Origin of the sequence: Enterobacter sp. RHBSTW-00901, assembly GCF_014103115.1 — a bacterium.
Lineage (GTDB): Bacteria > Pseudomonadota > Gammaproteobacteria > Enterobacterales > Enterobacteriaceae > Enterobacter > Enterobacter cloacae_P.
Genome location: NZ_JABXPB010000001.1, coordinates 3,429,908 through 3,448,215, shown reverse-complemented (window position 1 = coordinate 3,448,215; position 18,308 = coordinate 3,429,908). Strand labels below are relative to the sequence as shown.

Sequence of the window (18,308 nt, the reverse complement as noted above, 5' to 3'; positions counted from 1 at the left end):
TATTTACTATTAGCTCCGTAAATTTCTCTATAGTCTAACAATCAAGAGTTTGGAATATAAACAGCAAAACTGGTATGTTAAAGTCATTGTGAAAATGTGGTCATTCGGGATATCTGGATATTACACAAGGAGTTCAAATGGGTATCAGTGTGCAAGTTCTACAAGCCAATCATGGTGACTGCATCCTAAATAGCTGCGCCTAATACCGCTACACTTTTGCCTGACCATGTTTTCCTCCGGGGAATGGGCTGGCGGTTTCCATAAAATGGCGGACCTTTTTCAGTAACTGCCACATTGAGCGGCACTGATGATTACGGGTTATCGTGTCATGAAGTGCCTGCCATAGCCGTTCCACATGATTCACCCACGGCGAGTAAACCGGCTGGTAAATTACCCTGAACTTGGGATTTGCTTTCAACCAGCGCTGTGTTTCGCGGCTTTTATGGATAATGTAGTTATCAACGATCAGCGTGATTGTTTTCGCCCGCCGGTAAGTGGCTTTCAGGTGCTTTAGCAGAGCGATAAACAGCGCTGAACTTTTGCTGTTGCCGCCCACGTAGCTGACTTTACCCGTGCCACTGTGCAGTGCGCCGGCCAGATAGTATTTTTCGTTCTGCCCCGGCGTCACTACCCGTTTCTGCTGTCCGCGCAACTGCCAGTCCGCACCGATTTTAGGATTAAGGTGGATATCCACTTCATCTTCATAAAATACCGGATGCTCTGCGCTGCATTCATCCAGCGCTTTGTGGATTACCGCCATCTTTTCATCTTTATGTGGGTCACGGATACGCAGAGTTGGCGCGGCCCTGCGCCATACAAGCCCCGCAGATGGCAACCAGCGGCGAACGGTTCCTGCATGTAACTGGCAACCGGTTATCTCATTGATTTTTATTGCCAGTAATTCGGTGCTCCAGCGTGAACGTTGATAACCAAAATCGCCGGGAGAATGCTTTATCAGCTCACGTAACAGGGTGCAGATATGTTCAAAAGGCCAGCGTCGGGAGCGCCCTGCGGGTAAGGATTTCAGGCCTTCAATACCTGAGTGCGTAAACCAGTTAATCCAGCGACCAACGGATGAACGGGCACAACAGAGAGTTCTGGCAACATCGCTGACCCGTTCACCCCGATGAAGCATTAGCATGGCCGTGAGTCTGCGGGCATGATTTTTATCACGCGTTTTATGAATAGCTTTCTGCATCAGGCGTCGTTCGCCACGGGGTATTGGTACTATGATCGGCATCGCTCAGTCCGGTTGGTGATTTTGGTTGGTTTGGCGATTGATCAGATCGCACAATCCGGGCTGAGTTCCCTTTCAGTGATCTACTATTCCGCGCAGCTATTTAGTAACACATGAAAGTCTGAATGGCGTTTGGAACCTACTAATTGATGGAGGCAACGCTGCTACCTTTCAGTTCGGCCAAAGAGGTCGTTATAGCGGTGCTCTTCGCTGTGTGCTTGATGAACTCAAGGAGAAGGGGCAAAAAATTGATTTAGCGATTTTAACTCACATCGATGATGATCACATTGGCGGCCTGTTAAAAGCATTTGAGACACCGGGCTATCTGAGTGAAATGGTGTCGTCAATCTGGTTCAATTCATCGCGGTTCATTACTGACTACTTCAATGTTGCCGAAATTTCAGACAACGATATTCATCTCCGGGACGATTCGCCCCTGACGAGCGTCAGGCAAGGTAAAAACCTGGAAACACTGTTGAATGAAATCAGTTGCGCGCGGCAACCTGTTGTAATGGCTTCTCAAGAAATCATAAAAGGTCCTTTCACATTTACTATATTATCTCCCGATGAAGACAAGCTCAGGAAACTTCTTCATAAGTGGCCTGATGACCCTGATCCAACTACTACCTCAGGGCATGCTACTGATTACGACTTGAGCCTTGATGACATTTGGGCTGATGATATATTTGAAAATGATCCTTCTGATTACAATGGCAGTTCTATTGCTTTCATTCTTGAAGCTGAGGGGAAAAGAATGCTTTTTCTCGGCGATGCTCATGACAAAATAATTGTGCGTAGTCTCCGGGCACTTGGATATAGTGAGACGAGAAAACTGCCGCTTGATTTTGTAAAGATTTCTCATCATGGCAGTCAGTACAATACCAGTTCAGAATTTCTTTCATTGCTAAATACACACCGGTTCATTATATCTACCAATGGAGCTATACACGGACTACCTAATAAAAGAACTATCGCCCGAATTTTGGCCTCTGGTAGTGGGAATATATATTTTAATTACTCTGAAATTATTTCGCCATTACTGCATGAACATGAGACCGAAACCTATTCCTCACGACTCGTAGCACTTGACGGAAAAATCAGGCTATAAAATGACCGCATCAGAATTAATGGCTTCCTATTGCGTCGTTGTAAATAAGGGCAGCGGCGTTCTGGTCAATGCTATGTCTCAGGATTATTCTTACGTTCTTACGGCAAGGCACGTGCTAACAGAGGCCGACGCTAAACTTGTCGTCACAGACGTTCAAGGTAGAGAGCTCAAGGTTTTATCAGTTCTGAATCACACCGATCAAAGTCATTCAGACACATATGACTGTGCCGTGATACAGGTTGAGTATATTCCAACAGTTGCACAACAATCATTCCCAGCCTCATCATTGCCTGATATGGCACCTCTTAAGCTTGTCGGTTTTCCGGGAACAGAGAGAGGAAGTACAGACCCAATGAAAGTCCAAGACGGACATATGACAAGCGTAAGGGACCATTTGATTGTCTTCACAGTCAGTGGCACACCAGGGAAAGATGCAATTGATGGTATGTCTGGTGGTGGTATTTATCATGTAGCCAATGAACGACCCTATTTGGTGGGGGTTGAATTTGGTATGGATAGTATCAACAAGCATCAACAATATGGCCGTGTTCAATGTCAAGGGCTAGTGAGATTTGAAGAAATCATCGAGGCAAATAATAAAGCCCCCATTATACCAGCCTATTTGGAATGCTTTTCGCGTCTGAGAGAACAGATATTCAGTTTTAATGTTATTAATAAAAATACTATTATTAGTTTAAAGACTGAGTTACTTAACTTTGCTGATAGCCTTGTCGCTCAAGGGATACCGCCTCCGTACGAGCTCATGACAAAATATAAAGACGATTTAATAATCGGACCTTTTCAGCCTGCTGACATAAAAGATAAAAGGTTATGGGTTGCTTATTTTGAATTTTTGATAATTTGCGCAATTCTGGATAATGTAAGCGCCACTGACTATCGCTATATTAAAGAATTAGAGCGACGCCGAAGAATCCTATATACAAATGATGGTTCTAACTGGGTTGGTAAGCTAGACATAATTCTAAAAGCCGCTAGAAAATTTCTTGATAAAGAAGGAACTGTGATTGTTGCGTCTCCAGAACAGGGAGCTGATTTATTGCCAGATGGATTTGAAGTGGACAGAGTTATACAAAATATCGCACTGGTTCCGGGAGCTGGACCTCTTGCCCCTATCGATCAGGTTGAACGGGCGATGTACAAAAGTTTTGTATTGACACACCTCGAGGGACTTCGTAAACAATGCGTCGTACGTAATGAAAGACTTTTTGCAAATACCGAACCTGGTGTTGCTCAGTTGCGTGCATTTAAGGAGCACTTCAATGCATTTATTAAATAAAGAACACGACTTAAATTTCCTGCATACAAAATTCAAAGAGATGAGCTTTCAGCTTTTTGTTTCAAATGATGAAGGTTCATATATCTCTTGTGTGGCATGCTGGTGTGAAAGTGCTTCCCAAGTTGTTGACAACTGGAGTGCCATCCAGAACTATTTATCTGTTTATTATCAACCCCCGGGGGATATAGCGTTATGGAATATTTACCTGGCATTTTTTTGTACAGAAACGCTTCCAATATGGGAGAAATATAAAATTGAAAATGATAAGTATGCTGTCAGAAAGTTGGTACTCGATGGAACTGGAACCATTCTTCCTAATGCTGAATCCCTGACTCTTCTAAACAACCACTTGTTAGGTGCTGATCTGGAGCTTACCGAACGAAACAAGGGTACAGAGGATGATTTTTCCTTATCTTTGGGTGATTATGTTCGAGGTACTCCTTTAGATTCAACTTTTGAATCAAGAGAGGCTCGAGCCCGAAGAATCGATAACATAATTGAATTTCTGAGCAAAAATGAAAATAAAAAAAGTTGAGATCGAAGGTTTCCGTGCCTATAAATATAAGGAGGATGGAATTTTCGATTTTACGAACGATGATGAAATGCCTTCTAACTTTGTTGCGATTTATGCTCCTAATGGTTTTGGAAAAAGCTCCTTTTATGATGCAGTTGAATGGGCGATTACGAATCATTTGGAAAGGCTTGGTGGTGACTATAATCGTTCAAATCATGAACTCGCAGCTAAAAGTACTAAAGAAAAAGGCATAGCTCAAAAAATCCTACGCAATAAGGATGTTGATAGCAGTATACCAACACGCGTTACAGTTACCACCACTCTCCCAAAACCGTTCAACCGAAACCTTAGAGCGCCACGTTCAAATTCAAGTGATATCAGAATCGGTGTAAATAAGAATAAAGAAAATGAATACTTTAGAAAAATCATCCTAAGCCAAGATGAAATTGATCGATTTTTAAGAGAGGCTAAACCGCAGGATCGATATAATCGTTTCATGGAAAGCTTTGGGTGCGATGCCGAGATTGCCCGTCAGGAGTTAACAGTTTTAATTAATGATAACAAGGTTGTACTAGCTGATCTGGAAAAAGAGAGAAACAAACTTCTAGATCAACTACATGAACCAGTTGATGTATATATGTTCGAACAATTTAATAAAATTGTGTCTGAATTGAATAAAGACGATGAAAATTTGATCTTGGTGGATGATCAATTCTCATTAAATACTCAACATGACATGGTTTCAGCCATCATAACCCGTACTCAAGAATTAAAAAAACAAGCTTCTGCTAATATCAATTTGCGAGAATCACTAACTAAATATTTTTCTAAATTGCCAGAATTAAAACTTAATCTTAGCCTAATTAAGGAGCAACAACACAAGCTGCTTAAATTTAGTAAAGGATTGCAGGAGGCTGAACGATATCAGTCATTGTTAACTTCATACTCGACTATTCAGAACGAATACCAGTATGCAAGCCAGCAATTGCTAACTCTAAATGAAGTGGCTGAATGCTTAAAAGTTTTTCTAGATACTCAATCAGAAATAACAAATGCCACTGAAAAACGCTCCTCGCTTTCCAGGCAACACACTTATGAAGCAACCATACTTGTTGATCTTCAACAGTCACTCAGCAAACTTGATTCAGACTTAACCGAGGCTGATAATCGCTCATTGCTTCTACGTACGGCGTTAGATAATTGCTCCTCTATTTACTCTGAAATAAATGTACAACAAGAACGACTAAAAAAACTTAGTGCTCAAGTTGCAAATACAAATTTGTCATTAACTCTAAATAAGAATCTTCGAGATAACATTCAGGTTGAGTTAACAACGATATCTTCCCTCACGGTTAATTCGGAATCATTGCTTAATTCTGATTTAAGCGCAATTAATTTTGATAAGCTTAAACTGGATGAATTAGGGCACATTTCTGAAGAACTGAATGCGTTACTACTGCACGATCAATCTATTAAGAAAACTCAAATTTCTTTAGCCGAACAAATGGGACTTCATGAACGTCTGGTTACCTCTGGTCTAGAGTATCTGAGTATATGGCCCACTAATATTTGCCCTTTATGTAACAAGCCGCATGATTCTGAGTCGGCTCTCCAAAAAGAAGTAAAGAATACAGAACTATTGTCAATTCTAAGTAAGGAGAATGCAGAAAAACTCAATGCTTCCACTAAACGACAAAACTTACTCAAAGCCAAAATGGATGCAATCGTCCAAGAGGCCGTTAGGATTCAGATGGATCGCCTTTCTGATCTAAGAACTAAACTTAACGACCTAGGTTTGCAAGTATCTAAACTAGAAGAGCAAAAATCATTACTTCAGGCAGAGGTCAACTCTCTGCAGTTGCAAATCAAATCCCTTCAACTTTCTGTCTGGGAACTTACTAAAGAAGAACTCATATCTCGGACAGAAGCCGAACTCAAAGATCTTAATTTAAAGAAAGAAGAATTGCTTAATAGTAAAACAGTGTTAAGCCAAAATATTGATGAAAAAAAATTGCTCATAACGCAGATTGAGTCATCGATTAAAATGCTCAATTTACAAATCCAAACCACTTCCTCTAGATCAGCTTATCAAAAGGTAAATGTTTACCTTACTGAAAATAGCTTGCAGCCACATGAATTTAAAACATATTATATCGAAAAGCGAACGGCAATTGAAAAATGCAGAAAAGAACATTTATCTGATGCAAAAAAAATTGCTGAGCAGTCAAAATCCCTGAAAGAGACTATGATTGCTAACGAAACTGTGACTGATATTGAGGTATTATCCGCAGAGAAAAAGCAGGCAGAGAGTCATATCGCTGAGTATGAATCATTTATACAGTCTTTCGTTGCGTCTTTAAATCAAATGATTGGCCCACAGGATGGCAAGACTGCCGATGAGATAGGAAATACTATAACCGAAACCATTAATCTCCAGATACTGCAATATCGAGGAATTGATAGCAAACTGAAAAAATTTGAACTGTTATCAGAATTATTGAAAGCAACAGAGTTGTATTTAACAAATCAAGTGCTCCGAGAAAACCTTACCACCGTGGAGAAACGCTTAGTTCAGAGAAATCAAGTTGATAAAGTACTGCTGGCTGAGAGAGAAAAGGTTATTGATGAACTTAGAAAGCTCATAAGAGAGTTCTTCTATGAAGATCTTATTGATTCTATTTACAGAAAAATCGATCCACATCCATCCCTAAAAAAAGTTGAGTTCCGCCCAGATTTTGAGACATCAGATCGTCCTGGATTAAATATTGTCCTCAGCGATGAGGAAGGGAAAACTGTGTCGCCAATTCTTTTTTTCAGCGCTGCTCAGCTGAATATTCTCAGTTTAAGCGTATTTTTGGCTAGTGCACTTCATGCCAAGGATGATAATGGTGATCCAATAGATGTCATTATGATTGATGACCCGATACAATCAATGGACTCAATTAATGTCTTAGCCACAATTGATCTCCTACGAAGCATTTCTGTTCGTTTTAATAAGCAGATTATAATCTCAACACATGATGATAACTTCTTTAATTTGCTTCAGCGCAAGATCCCTTCACAAGTAATGGGTTCAAAATTCCTTAAGCTGGAAAAATTTGGTGTTGTGGTTCCTGTCGAATCATTGAGTAATTAATAGCTAATAAAAATATGACCATATACTGGGCCAGTCCCGGACCAGTATATGGGATAAAATGGTCTGAATTAATCCTACGTAGCCCCTTTAGACCATCCCCCTTCTTGGGGGTAAAGATTGTGAAATTATTATGTTCACAATAAAATTAATTATTTTATAAAAACTAATGATTTACTGCTCACTGATAGTGAGTAGCCGCGTCTATCGGTCATGATTTTTATTTTGGAATAACAGAAAGCATATTCTTAACATGTCTTCTGTTTTCATTAATCGATTAGCACTGCTGCCCTACTTCGCAAAATCAAACGGACTAATCCCCTTATCACGATTAGCGTCAAGAAAATCTGCCCACCACTGCACCATCAATCTACGCTCTCCCAAATGCTCAGCCTTATGAATGTAGGCCGCACGTACAGAGTTACGTTCCTGATGGCTCATCTGCCTCTCTACCGCATCCTTCGACCACAATCCCGATTCAATCAACGAACTACAAGCCATCGTCCTAAAACCATGCCCGCAGACTTCAACTTTCGTATCGTACCCCATAACCCGCAGCGCCTTGTTCACCGTGTTTTCACTCATCGGTTTACGTGGATCGTGATCGCCAACGAAAATCAGCTCTCGATTCCCGTTCATGCATTTGATCTTTTCCAGAATAGCTAAGGCCTGACGCGATAAGGGAACAAGATGTGGAGTCCGCATCTTCGAACCACGCTGTGAATGTTTAACACCGTCCAGCGGTTCACGTGTAAGCACACCTGTTTTAGTTCCACGCACTTTTTGAGATTTCCGGTTTTTCAGCCATCAGCCGGTACTCTTCCGGAGTAAGGTTGTTCAGGGATTCATGAGGCCGCTCGTTGTTATATTCCATCAGCCAGCGCTCGGTAATTTCCCGTGCTTCATTCAGTGTTCTGAACAGGTAAAAATCCAGAATTTCTGTCCGGTATGTCCGGTTGAACCGTTCGATAAAAGCATTCTGTGTTGGTTTACCCGGCTTGATAAATTCGAGCTGCACGCCATGTTCTTCGGCCCATTGTGCCAGCGCCAGTGAGACCAGTTCTGGCCCGTTGTCCATCCGCATCTTCAGCGGGTAGCCGCGATTTGCTACGATCCTGTCCAACACCCGGATGACTCGCTGAGCCGGGATATTCAGGTCGATTTCTATCGCCAGTGCTTCACGGTTAAAATCATCCACCACATTGAAGGTCCGGAAGCGTCTGCCGCAAAGCAGCGCGTCATGCATAAAATCGATGGACCAGCTCTGGTTTAGCGCTTGCGGCGTCGCCAGTGGTGCTGGATTACGCACTGGCAGCCGCTGTTTTCCCTTGCGACGAAAATTCAGTTTCAGCAGGCAGTAAATCCGGTGAACGCGCTTATGGTTCCAGGTATTGCCCTGCCTGCGCAGCAGCTGGAACAGCTTCTTAAAACCGTAGCGCGGATAGCGTTCAGCCAGTTCAGTCAGTGCATGGATCACCGGTTCATCACGCCGGGTATCGGGCCGATAAAAATACACTGTCCTGCTCAGCGATAACGTCCTGCAGGCCTGGCGTAAACTCATGGCAAATTGCGCCGTCAGATAGCTGACGAGTTCACGCTTTATCGCTGGTTTTAAAGCTTTTTTTCGATTACGTCTTTAAGTGCCCGGCACTCAAGGCTAAGATCAGCAAACATCTGTTTAAGCCTTCGATTCTCATCTTCCAGATCTTTGATTTTTTTAATATCGGCCGCTTCCATCCCGCCATATTTCGCCTTCCAGTTGTAATAGCTGGCTTCGGATATCGCGGCCTCCCGGCACACATCTTTGACGGTTCGTCCGGCTTCGACGGACTTCAGCACGGCGATGATCTGGTGTTCAGTGAATCGGATCTTGCGCATAGCGACCTCCTCAGGGGACATAATCAGTATGTCGGAAGATCTCTAAAAGTGAATGGGTCGTTTTACCGGGATACTTACACACGCTCACCGGGGATCGTCCACATAGCCGTTTCAAAATCCACTTCTGTCCAGCGGGCAAAACGCAGCTCGCTTGAACGGATGAAAACCAACAAAGTGAGTTCAACCGCCAGTCGGGTTAACGGCCTGCCAGAATAGTGATCGATGCGGTGAAGTAATTCGGGAATGCGATTAAGCTCCAGAGCCGCACGATGCTGTCTTTTCGCCGTAGCAACCGCACCGGCAATCTCTTGTGCTGGGTTGTAATCGATTAAGCCGCTCTGCACAGCAAAGCGCATAATCGCGGTAGTACGCTGCTGTAAACGAGCAGCGACTTCAAGACGCCCGGAGGACTCGACGGCTTTGATGGGTACAAGCAGATCCCGAGTCTTCAGTTCCGCAATGTTCCGCTTACCGATAGCAGTAAAGAGATTATCTTCCAGGCTTTTCAATACACGAGCACTATGCGCTGAAGACCATTTCTGATTACTGGCATGCCAGTCTCTGGCAACTACTTCAAACGTTATCGCCTCTTGTTCTTGCTCTACTTTAACGGCTTTCTTGTTCTCACTTGGATCGACACCATTAGCTAACAGCTTACGGGCTTCATCCCGGCGTGCCCGGGCATCTGCCAGCGAGACTTCAGGGTATTTCCCCAGTGCCAGCATCTTCTCTTTGCCGCTGAAGCGATAACGAAGTCGCCAGTATTTAGAACCGTTAGGGTGAACCAGCAATACCATACCGTCACCATCAGTGAGCTTATAGGCTTTTGCTTCAGGCTTAGCCGAACGAACTTTCACATCACTCAGAGCCATGATGAGTATCCTTTCAAGGGTTCTTTGTGGGTACAAACATTATCGAACCGGGATATACCCGCAGATGTACCCGCATCAGTAAGTTGATGTAGATTGAATCAGGTTGACTTAGGTTGAGTGAAAAAGCGAGGAAAGCCTTGCGGATACTGGATTTCAGGCACAAAAAAAGACGTCCGTTGACGTCTATTGATGTTCCGATGGTGCCGAAGGCCGGACTCGAACCTAAGTCTCCATAACCTGCTGTAATCACGTTCCTATTAGCCTTTAAAAGAACAATCGTAGGACCTTTTTGTTCTAGGGGCTACATCTTAAGTTTGATCTGCTGGACGGAATCAAACCGAGTGTTCGTGGCGGCACAAATCATCAACGTGCCATACCTGCCTTTTGATGTTTATGGAGGTCTACCAGGTCGGGAGGAAAGAACATTTGTCAGCTATGTGGATGTTAAGTAAACGCCACTGCGTTCGGATTTTGAAACCAGTTAAACCCCGTCAGACCTTGTTCAGAATAACTATTTAACTCAATGTTATTTATATGAATTAAGCCATTCAGCGTCAAAGTAAAACGCCACCGTAACGCCTACGTAACGCCTACGTAACGCACCCGCATTTTGCTGTTTTATTCACTCTTATAGAAACAAAGAGCTGATGAAACGTGAGGCTATCAGCATCTAATGAACACTGTTCATCCATACAGCATGAAAATTCATAAACTTACACTTGAGCTACTTTCTCAGCTTGTCCCACCGAACCGCAGATACGATACCCCAGTTGCCGCTAGGATTAGGCCTACGCCATTTTGCTGTCTCCATGCTACGAAGATACTCAAGAGCTTCAGAAAACGTGCCAAACCGCTTCTGAGCCGTTTTATCACCTACGCCAAACGAGCCATCGCGAGTGCTTGCCAGCCCGGGATGAAAACACGAGCCATCAGCTGCATAGGGAACCAGTAATTCCGGGTCACTATCTTCAGATGAATCAGACACCAATAGTCGCCACGGTTCAACACTCAGAGCATTAGCCAGCACCTCAATCGCATCCAAAGACGCATTAGAGCCACCGCGTTCAATGCGGCTCATATAGCTACGAGCAAACCCACACCGATCGGCAAAGGCTTCTTGGCTCATTCCGGTGGCAATGCGCAACTCTTTTACTCGTTGTCCAAACAGTTTTCTCAGGGTCATGTTCATGCCCTGAATTTGCGCAGATGTCCACTAAAGAGCCACGCACCAATAGTGACATTTTGAATCAATGCGTTATCATGCGGTTAAAATCACCGCTGGGGTGGATTCTGAGGGATAACAACATGTCAAAAACACGGCTTAGTAAGCCCGGTTTTTCAGCCAAGTCTGTGCTGACCATTATGTTAATCGCTGCGTCATCTGCATCTTATGCAGCAGAAAGCATCGATCAACTGGCGACGCGCATCGGTATAGATCACTTTCGGGAAGCGATTAAGAATGGCGACCGTAACGCCTTTAAAACCCTACCGGCAAAAGGCTATAAAAACGGCTTAACCGGGTTACTACTTAAAACGAACACCTACGTTAACCCCGAATACAGCTTTGCTGATTGCGATACGGACACCGTTATTGTCTCGGTGCAAGAACACAAAACGCTCCCCGGTTGCCGCATATCTCTAAAGCTAGCGACTAAAGATGCTGACGGTAGCTATCACGATAATGGCATTCGCGTTGAATACGGTATTGCCATCGGCTCCAAAAAGTTTATCGCCAACAATTCAGCGTGGGCGCAGCATGCCATTACAGGTGATAAGGCGCTGGAAAGCTCGTTGAAGAGAGATGCTAACGATACTGTATGCACTGCATGGTCAACGATGGCAAAAAATATTGCCATCGGGCGAGACGAACACAACCCAATTTCTGTCTACCAACAACAAATTGAAGATCTCAGAGGCAAACCCGGCATCACTGAGAGTAATATTGTTTTTGCCCACGCCCTTGCTGGCATGGTTTACAAAGACATGGCCGCAAAAAAACCGCAAGAAGTTGAAGCATTGGTTTATCAAACCTGCCAATCAGGTATGTGAAAAATTAAAGATTAATCAAAGATTGCGGTAATAGTTGCTCTGGAAACGCCGTATTCGCGCGCTAAAGCACTGACACTGGTTCCATTATTCTTTTTCTCGGTAATCGCTCTACGGTCTTCTGGGGCGATTCTCGGCGGTCTTCCCAGCTTCTTACCTTCGGCTTTTGCCCGCAACAAACCCGCCTGGGTCCGCTCAATCAGCAGGTCACGTTCCATCTCTGCAACCGCTGCCAGCATTGACAGCAGAAGCTTACCCGCAGCGGAGGTGAGATCAGTCGTGCCAAGCTGGTGGACAATAACCTTGATGTTTCGGTCAGCCAACTTTCTGACCGTTTGCAGAACGTCAATCGCATCACGTCCCAGACGGTCTAGTTTTGCAACTACCAATGTTTCACCATCGCGGATTTTGCTGAGCATTTCAGAAAACGCTTTGCGTTGCACCGCAGGAACCTTCCCGCTAACAACATCAGTAAACCAAAAGTCGAACGTCCACCCAGCTTGTTCAAGTTCAAGACGCTGGTTCTCAGTATCCTGCTGCGATGTCGAAACACGCCCGTAGCCAAAAATCGCCATAGTCATCTCCTCATCCGGCCCCTGCCAGAAAACGGTGATGAAAATAGGATGGCCTGCCAAAAAAGCCAAGGCTAATTTTCCAACAGTGTGAAAGCACGCGATTGGAAGGTGCCGGAAAACGGTCGTTTGCTGGCAGCAACTTTTTGAAGAATCGAAAATTTCTACCATGAGTGCGAGGTAATGGCGGTATCACTATAAAATCCATACATCCGGGCTAATTGTCGTCAGAGTATTTATCCTGCCATTCCGACAACCACATAGTGCGTTCTTTCATCCAGCTAAAAAGTCTCATACAAACAAATGCCCCAACCAACCAGCCTACAACTAACGCTGCACCATTGATGGTGTAGTAAAGTAATGGTGAAGTGAAAAAATATGGATTGAATGGTTCAACAACTGAAACAAACAAAAGTGCGAACATAACGGGTAGTATCCATCCCTTCTCCCTGACAAATAAAGTCAAAGAATACTTAAATCTGATTGGTCTGCGTTTATTGTCGTTTCGATATAATTCTGGGAAAGCGTTCATGTGTGACCCAAGACCAAAAAACAGGGAGGCCCCCCCAAGAAAACCAAACATCAGAAATCCCCATAGCTGCAAAAGAAAGCAGGAAACCGGATGTTTCCAATCCCTATCAACCCAGTCCAAAAACTCATAACGAGCCCGATAGAACTTCTTGTGTGTTTGGATGCTTATCCAGTGTTTACTCTTCATGCGCCCCCCCAATGGCTGCCTGACATTATGTCACTACGCTGGTGAAGAATATGCGGTTAAGTATGCTCATCTCGACAGACTTCTCCAGACTCACTGAGATAGTGCCACAAATTTCGAGCCAGAAATCCACAGCCCCTGTTAAAAAACATTCCACAGGGCTTCCCAGCGTGTTGAATGCGTATGTCACCGCATCTGCAACGCTATGTGCTTCGTCTTATACACTACAGGTGAGCCGAAGCACCCTTTGTATATGAAAAACGACAGTGTTCTCATACCCTTAGGTTAACAACGGCTACTGCGTTCACAATATGAACGCAGTTTACTGATAAGTAAGGTTTTTATCGTAAAGCCGTTGTGCTAACGTGCTCGAAATGTTCTCAAATATGCTCAGTTCAAATTACCCTGATGCCGGTTTGAGGTTTCGTTCAATAAGGTCGCATGATGAAGATTCGAGAATGCAAAGCTGCCGAAGCAGACCGCAAATTCTTTAAAGTCTCAGCCGGGATTGACTGGCTGGACTTAAAGATCAGCTTATCCAGACTGACCCAGCATCGCTATGTTCAGGAAGAATTACTTAAAATCACCGGGTTAAAACTCTGGGTTGAACCCTGTGGCCTACGTATCTCGAAGTTGACATCATGCGAACCCCGTCCCGATAGCAACGTCAAAACGTGGGTAAAACCCATGATTAGCAGCACTAACGATACTTTTCGGATTCGCTTCCGCGATCTACTGGTAAAACATTGTGGGAAGCTAGAAACGGCACTCAAATCACTGCAAAACCGTTTCCCCTTTGTGCATGAGCCGCAAATCGTGGGAGTCGAAGTTTTCTGCGATTTCAGGCATAAACAACGGTCAGTATCAGCGACACGAGCAATGACCTATCGGCTTCAGACAAGCCTGCTTAGTAACGGAACCCGACCAAGGCAATTCAATCCCACTTCGTGGAAAAACGTCTACCTTTTCCCTGGAACACGTATCACTCCATATCGAAATTTCAGGATAGGTAACAAGTGGGACAACATCTCGTGGCAGGTCTACCACAAACGCACTGACGACGGTCAGAAACTACCTGTAGAAGAGCAACGCGCTCGTGTTGAAGTCACGTTAAAAGGTGCTGCGCTCACTCGTTACTCTCTTTTCAGTCTCAGTGACATGCAACGCTTTCGATTTGAAACCTTCGCTCACCTGTTCAAGTTTCGCAAACCAATTGAGCCTGAAATGATGGCTAACGGTGATATGTTCAGATTTACCGCTATCAACGCAGCTCGTAAGGTGAACGACGCAACAGCCGAGCGCGGATTGCATTCTTTCAATAACATCGGACGAAGGGATAAACGTAGCTGGATGATGGTCAACGGTGACAAGCGCCTGCGGAAAGAAAGCTCTCATCTGGCGGTTGTTAGCGATCTGCAAAACGCCGTCAAGGGTGCGTTACGTCGTCTACACGTTTGAGCCGCAGCCCGTTCCGTTATTCCAAAAAAAAGTGACAATCAGCAGGATAGAAGCCGCATTCCTGCTGGTTTGAATGCTGTTCTCTTAATAACTGTATATATAGCAACTCAACTATTAGCTCAAACACCTTAGCTATCGTTGTTTGTCGGTTGCTGTTCCCTTCAATCAAACACGAACCGAACGTTATTAGCCTTCAGCGTGTTCGCAGTGTAAATGCAGCTAGATAAGCTGGGCGAGAAAAAGTCGATCTCCTAGATCGGCAAACATCCCTCACAGGCATTGCATTCAAAAACTTCGGATGTGGCAGGCTTCTCCTTATAGAGGCAAACACCCTCCAAAGTTAAGCGGCGCGGTAAAGCTAAAGCTCACCCAGATTTCTCATTGATTGCTCGATCTCCGCTACCCACTGCTCAGGGCAAGGATAAACCCGGCTTTCGGTGTTAATGCGGTTTGGAGATACGCGGCGGGTGAGCCCATGCAATGACTTTACATGCGCTATCCAACATGTTTTGACTGTTTTTCCCGTTCGGGCTTTAACATCATCGGCAATCTGCCGGTAAGTCGCCATAAACACTCCTGCCCCATCAAGTTACAGCTGGGTTCTTTGAACAACCTTCACCATTTTGCCGTTCTTATCAAACAAAACAGCAATATGCGCCCCAGATCCTCCAGCCAAAGATCCACGAGAATACATCCATTGTAATAGCGTTCCACCATCTGGAGCGGCTGATATAGATTCTGGTTTGCCAAGCTTAGTTGATGCCTCTTGTATGGTTGTTAGCCCGGGCTGCATCGAATCCAAAGCATTTGCATCGAACTTATGACCTACGGTCATACAGGCAGTAAGTGTCAGTGAAGCAAGAACCAGAATAACGGCTTTCTTCATCTTCATAAATTTCCCTTTAAATTAATAAGATAAATTGAATAACGCATGCACTAGTCAATTGAAATGTAGTTATAGCCTACGAGGCCATTTATGAATACATGTGAAACATCACGAAATCAATATGATGCCGTCTGGTAACTCGCTGCATGACCCGGACTGCTACTACCTCATCCGCGCCTTTGATAACGCTGAAAGCATGGCTATGGTTCTAGATTCTTTCTACGCAAGCGCTGATTGGCGCAACGGCCCACGCGAAGACATCATTGGGAGCATAGGAACCAGCATTAAAACAGTGATGATCCTACCATCGGAAAGCGTGGAAGGGCTGCGGGTGCAATCGTAGGTCATATGGCTTCACCAGACGCGTTTTAAGCGCCTCCAAATTCAGCACTATGAAATCCACTACCCTCAATGAAAAACGCACCAGGTAGCCTTTCAGTGCGTTTTTCACTCATCGGAGAAGTAATCACAAACTAATCACGTTCCCTAACCGCGCTTTCTTCGAAGTGCATCTCTGACAGCATCCAGCCCATCAGGAATGTTGAATTTAGCTATCTCGGGTAACGAAAAATCAATTTTCTCGACAACTTCAACCATATACACCGGCTTGAGATCTTTGCTGTATCTCACTTCCGTTTCCGTTTTGCCGCGCACGTGCCCAGCAAGTTGAGCACGTAGTTCTGCGCTTACGCCTTTCTCTTTGAGCAAGGTCGAGACTGAGTGACGGAAAGAATGAAACGCCTTCGTTCTGTCTCTTTCGAGTTTTAATCGTTTCTTGAGAATCGATTCATTAAACCACCCGGACACAACCTTACCATGCCCCTTATCTTTATTGGGTGTGATTTCAGGGAATAAGCTATCATAACCAGCTCGCCTTAAAGCTTTCACATATTCAATTAACCCCAGTTTAATTAGAGTTGAGTGAACCGGGATCTCACGACGCGCATTTGCATTCTTCAGCTTCTTGTCACTTTCATCATCGATATCAAGATTGAAAAAGTAAATACCGTCATTCTCCTTGATGTCATCAAGCCTTAACTGAGCTAGTTCGTTAACTCTGGCTCCAGTAAACAACGCAAGCAAGGGCATCCAATAGTAATAAGGCTGATATTGATGAAAACGCCCATGTTTATTTCTCTCACCAGTTCCTGAAACATATTGCGGTAACGAGAATATGGCTTGTAGTTCATGCGGTTCAAAAACATCAACTTTATCTTGCTCTCTCTCGGTTTTATCTTCAGGAGGGAAGAAGTCAACACATGGAGACTTTAGAAGTATCCCCTCAGCTACAGCCCACTTCATCGAACCGTAGAGACCGTTTATATACTTCCTGACTGACTCACCTGTCATCAGCTTATCACCATGCTCTGCCGACTTAACTATGAGTTCATCCAGCGTTTTAACGCCGTATTTAATCTTCATTAAATTACGATTGGCAGGGATGGTGCGGAGCTTGCTTTCATAAGCACGTAGGAAATCCCGATCGAAATATTCAAGCCGGATATCCCCCATAACTTCAATCATTAAATCAAAGAAGTCTCGGTGAGCATTGAGCACCGTTTCAGCAGCTTTATGGTCGCGTCTGTATGTTAGATATTTATCACGTAGCCACGAGAGGTTGTTACCATAATTCTTACGGTTAACATGCTCATTGGCGGTAGCAGGTAAAACGATAGCAGAAGCAATCGTGGCTGGTGGTGTAGTCTTAGCCAGCCAGGCAAGCCGGAGGCTTTCTGCGTGGATTTTATTGATTAACAGATTATCGGGCTTAATTACCGGACAACAGGAAGTGAAAAACCAACCGCCTTTAGCTTCGCTTCCGGCAGTTTTGAATACCGAAACCTCTGAATAACTGTCGCTGATGATGTTACGCAAATGCGCTGGCTGCGCGGTGAGTTGCAGATAACCTTTAGCAACCCCCTCAATACCCTGCTCTTCGCCATAGTTCAGCACGTAGCTGCCATCAAGAGGATCTAACTCGGCCTCAGAGAGAGACTCAACATAAAATCCAGACTGCCCCGTTGCCAGCCAGAATACCGGGAGATTGCGATTCATCACCGCCTGAATCAACTGCGATACAGGCAACTCGATTGACTCCGCAAAGTTAGAAAGCGAGATCATACCCTCACCAGCAAGCAGCGGGGCGCAATCAGTTAAAGTTCGATAATCCAATTGTTCATACTCTTGTAAGGTCTGATACCAGACCGCCAACAGGAGCGCGGACCTCTGCTTTGCTTCATGAAGATCGTGAGTGCCTGTTGAAGTGTGAATCTCACACTGTCCTGCGTATCGACGAAAACGTTGGGGAACGCTAATGCGGACAACAAAAATGCCGCTGGTTCGACGATAGAGTTTATATCGCTGAGACATCGCCTCGTATACCCTTTTGTAAGAGGGGCTACGCGATTTCAAGCAAAGTTATGGATTAAATTGCTTTAAAACAATGACTTACATGAGACTTGGTGCCGAAGGCCGGACTCGAACCGGCACGTATTTCTACGGTTGATTTTGAATCAACTGCGTCTACCGATTTCGCCACTTCGGCACTGAAGGGGATGCGGAAACGTTGTGGATTATACCTGTCGCGCGCCG

Annotated in this window: 13 protein-coding genes, 1 tRNA gene and 4 pseudogenes; 8 read left to right on the top strand and 10 right to left on the bottom strand. The window is 44.4% G+C overall.

Annotation, left to right across the window (positions count from 1 at the left end; genetic code table 11):
- Nucleotides 1-208: 208 nt before the first annotated feature.
- On the bottom strand, nucleotides 209-1,240 hold the full coding sequence (locus HV318_RS16605; RefSeq protein WP_001395480.1) for an IS630-like element ISEc33 family transposase: 1,032 nt from the start codon (nucleotides 1,238-1,240) through the stop codon (nucleotides 209-211).
- Nucleotides 1,241-1,325: 85 nt separating this feature from the next.
- On the opposite strand from HV318_RS16605, the gene HV318_RS16600 reads away from it, so the two are divergent.
- Genes HV318_RS16600 through HV318_RS24230 form a run of 4 tightly spaced genes read left to right on the top strand, consistent with a single transcriptional unit; the run spans nucleotide 1,326 to nucleotide 7,292 of the window.
- Complete coding sequence (locus tag HV318_RS16600) at nucleotides 1,326-2,345, top strand: ComEC/Rec2 family competence protein (protein ID WP_182274619.1); 1,020 nt, start codon at nucleotides 1,326-1,328, stop codon at nucleotides 2,343-2,345.
- Nucleotide 2,346: 1 nt separating this feature from the next.
- Entirely contained in the window at nucleotides 2,347-3,642 is a 1,296-nt protein-coding gene (locus HV318_RS16595; protein ID WP_182273571.1) for an ABC-three component system protein, read from the top strand.
- Nucleotides 3,626-4,177, top strand: coding sequence for an ABC-three component system middle component 1 (locus tag HV318_RS16590; RefSeq protein ID WP_182273570.1), 552 nt, complete (start codon nucleotides 3,626-3,628; stop codon nucleotides 4,175-4,177). Before HV318_RS16595 ends, HV318_RS16590 begins: the two co-directional genes overlap by 17 nt.
- Nucleotides 4,158-7,292, top strand: coding sequence for an AAA family ATPase (locus tag HV318_RS24230; RefSeq protein WP_249421810.1), 3,135 nt, complete (start codon nucleotides 4,158-4,160; stop codon nucleotides 7,290-7,292). Before HV318_RS16590 ends, HV318_RS24230 begins: the two co-directional genes overlap by 20 nt.
- Nucleotides 7,293-7,580: 288 nt before the next feature.
- Here HV318_RS24230 and HV318_RS16580 read toward each other — a convergent pair.
- The 4 genes and pseudogenes from HV318_RS16580 to HV318_RS16565 form a co-directional block, all read right to left on the bottom strand.
- Nucleotides 7,581-8,039 (bottom strand): annotated as a pseudogene (locus HV318_RS16580) (tyrosine-type recombinase/integrase); the annotation flags it as partial.
- Nucleotides 8,040-8,055: 16 nt separating this feature from the next.
- A protein-coding gene (locus tag HV318_RS16575; protein WP_524537203.1) for an IS3 family transposase occupies nucleotides 8,056-9,167 on the bottom strand; the annotation gives its coding sequence in 2 pieces (ribosomal slippage) (nucleotides 8,056-8,906 and nucleotides 8,906-9,167; 1,113 coding nt in all).
- Nucleotides 9,168-9,247: 80 nt separating this feature from the next.
- Nucleotides 9,248-10,039 (bottom strand): annotated as a pseudogene (locus HV318_RS16570) (tyrosine-type recombinase/integrase); the annotation flags it as partial.
- Between the two features lie 724 nt (nucleotides 10,040-10,763).
- On the bottom strand, nucleotides 10,764-11,222 hold the full coding sequence (locus tag HV318_RS16565; RefSeq protein WP_000175313.1) for a helix-turn-helix domain-containing protein: 459 nt from the start codon (nucleotides 11,220-11,222) through the stop codon (nucleotides 10,764-10,766).
- Between the two features lie 122 nt (nucleotides 11,223-11,344).
- Between HV318_RS16565 and HV318_RS16560 the strand changes: the two are divergent.
- Nucleotides 11,345-11,833: pseudogene (locus HV318_RS16560) on the top strand (hypothetical protein); the annotation flags it as partial.
- Between the two features lie 266 nt (nucleotides 11,834-12,099).
- Here HV318_RS16560 and HV318_RS16555 read toward each other — a convergent pair.
- Nucleotides 12,100-12,660 (bottom strand): recombinase family protein, encoded by a 561-nt coding sequence (locus HV318_RS16555; RefSeq protein ID WP_123007250.1) that lies wholly within the window; start codon nucleotides 12,658-12,660, stop codon nucleotides 12,100-12,102.
- Between the two features lie 214 nt (nucleotides 12,661-12,874).
- On the bottom strand, nucleotides 12,875-13,375 hold the full coding sequence (locus HV318_RS16550; protein ID WP_182273569.1) for a hypothetical protein: 501 nt from the start codon (nucleotides 13,373-13,375) through the stop codon (nucleotides 12,875-12,877).
- 196 nt (nucleotides 13,376-13,571) lie between these two features.
- Between HV318_RS16550 and HV318_RS24225 the strand changes: the two are divergent.
- Nucleotides 13,572-13,661 (top strand): annotated as a pseudogene (locus HV318_RS24225) (DUF1643 domain-containing protein); the annotation flags it as partial.
- Between the two features lie 152 nt (nucleotides 13,662-13,813).
- Entirely contained in the window at nucleotides 13,814-14,830 is a 1,017-nt protein-coding gene (locus HV318_RS16545; RefSeq protein ID WP_249421809.1) for a hypothetical protein, read from the top strand.
- 589 nt (nucleotides 14,831-15,419) lie between these two features.
- On the opposite strand, the gene HV318_RS16540 is transcribed toward HV318_RS16545, so the two are convergent.
- Entirely contained in the window at nucleotides 15,420-15,722 is a 303-nt protein-coding gene (locus HV318_RS16540) for a hypothetical protein (protein WP_220471158.1), read from the bottom strand.
- Between the two features lie 115 nt (nucleotides 15,723-15,837).
- Here HV318_RS16540 and HV318_RS16535 point away from each other — a divergent pair, with 115 nt between their 5' ends.
- Nucleotides 15,838-16,059, top strand: a complete 222-nt coding sequence (locus HV318_RS16535; RefSeq protein WP_346010759.1) for an NIPSNAP family protein — start codon at nucleotides 15,838-15,840, stop codon at nucleotides 16,057-16,059.
- Nucleotides 16,060-16,202: 143 nt separating this feature from the next.
- Here the strand turns inward: HV318_RS16535 and HV318_RS16530 are convergent, their stop codons facing one another.
- The gene (locus HV318_RS16530; RefSeq protein ID WP_182273568.1) at nucleotides 16,203-18,086 is read right to left on the bottom strand and encodes a site-specific integrase; all 1,884 of its coding nucleotides are present in this window, start codon (nucleotides 18,084-18,086) and stop codon (nucleotides 16,203-16,205) included.
- Nucleotides 18,087-18,176: 90 nt separating this feature from the next.
- Nucleotides 18,177-18,261 (bottom strand) — tRNA-Leu (locus HV318_RS16525).
- Nucleotides 18,262-18,308: the final 47 nt, after the last annotated feature.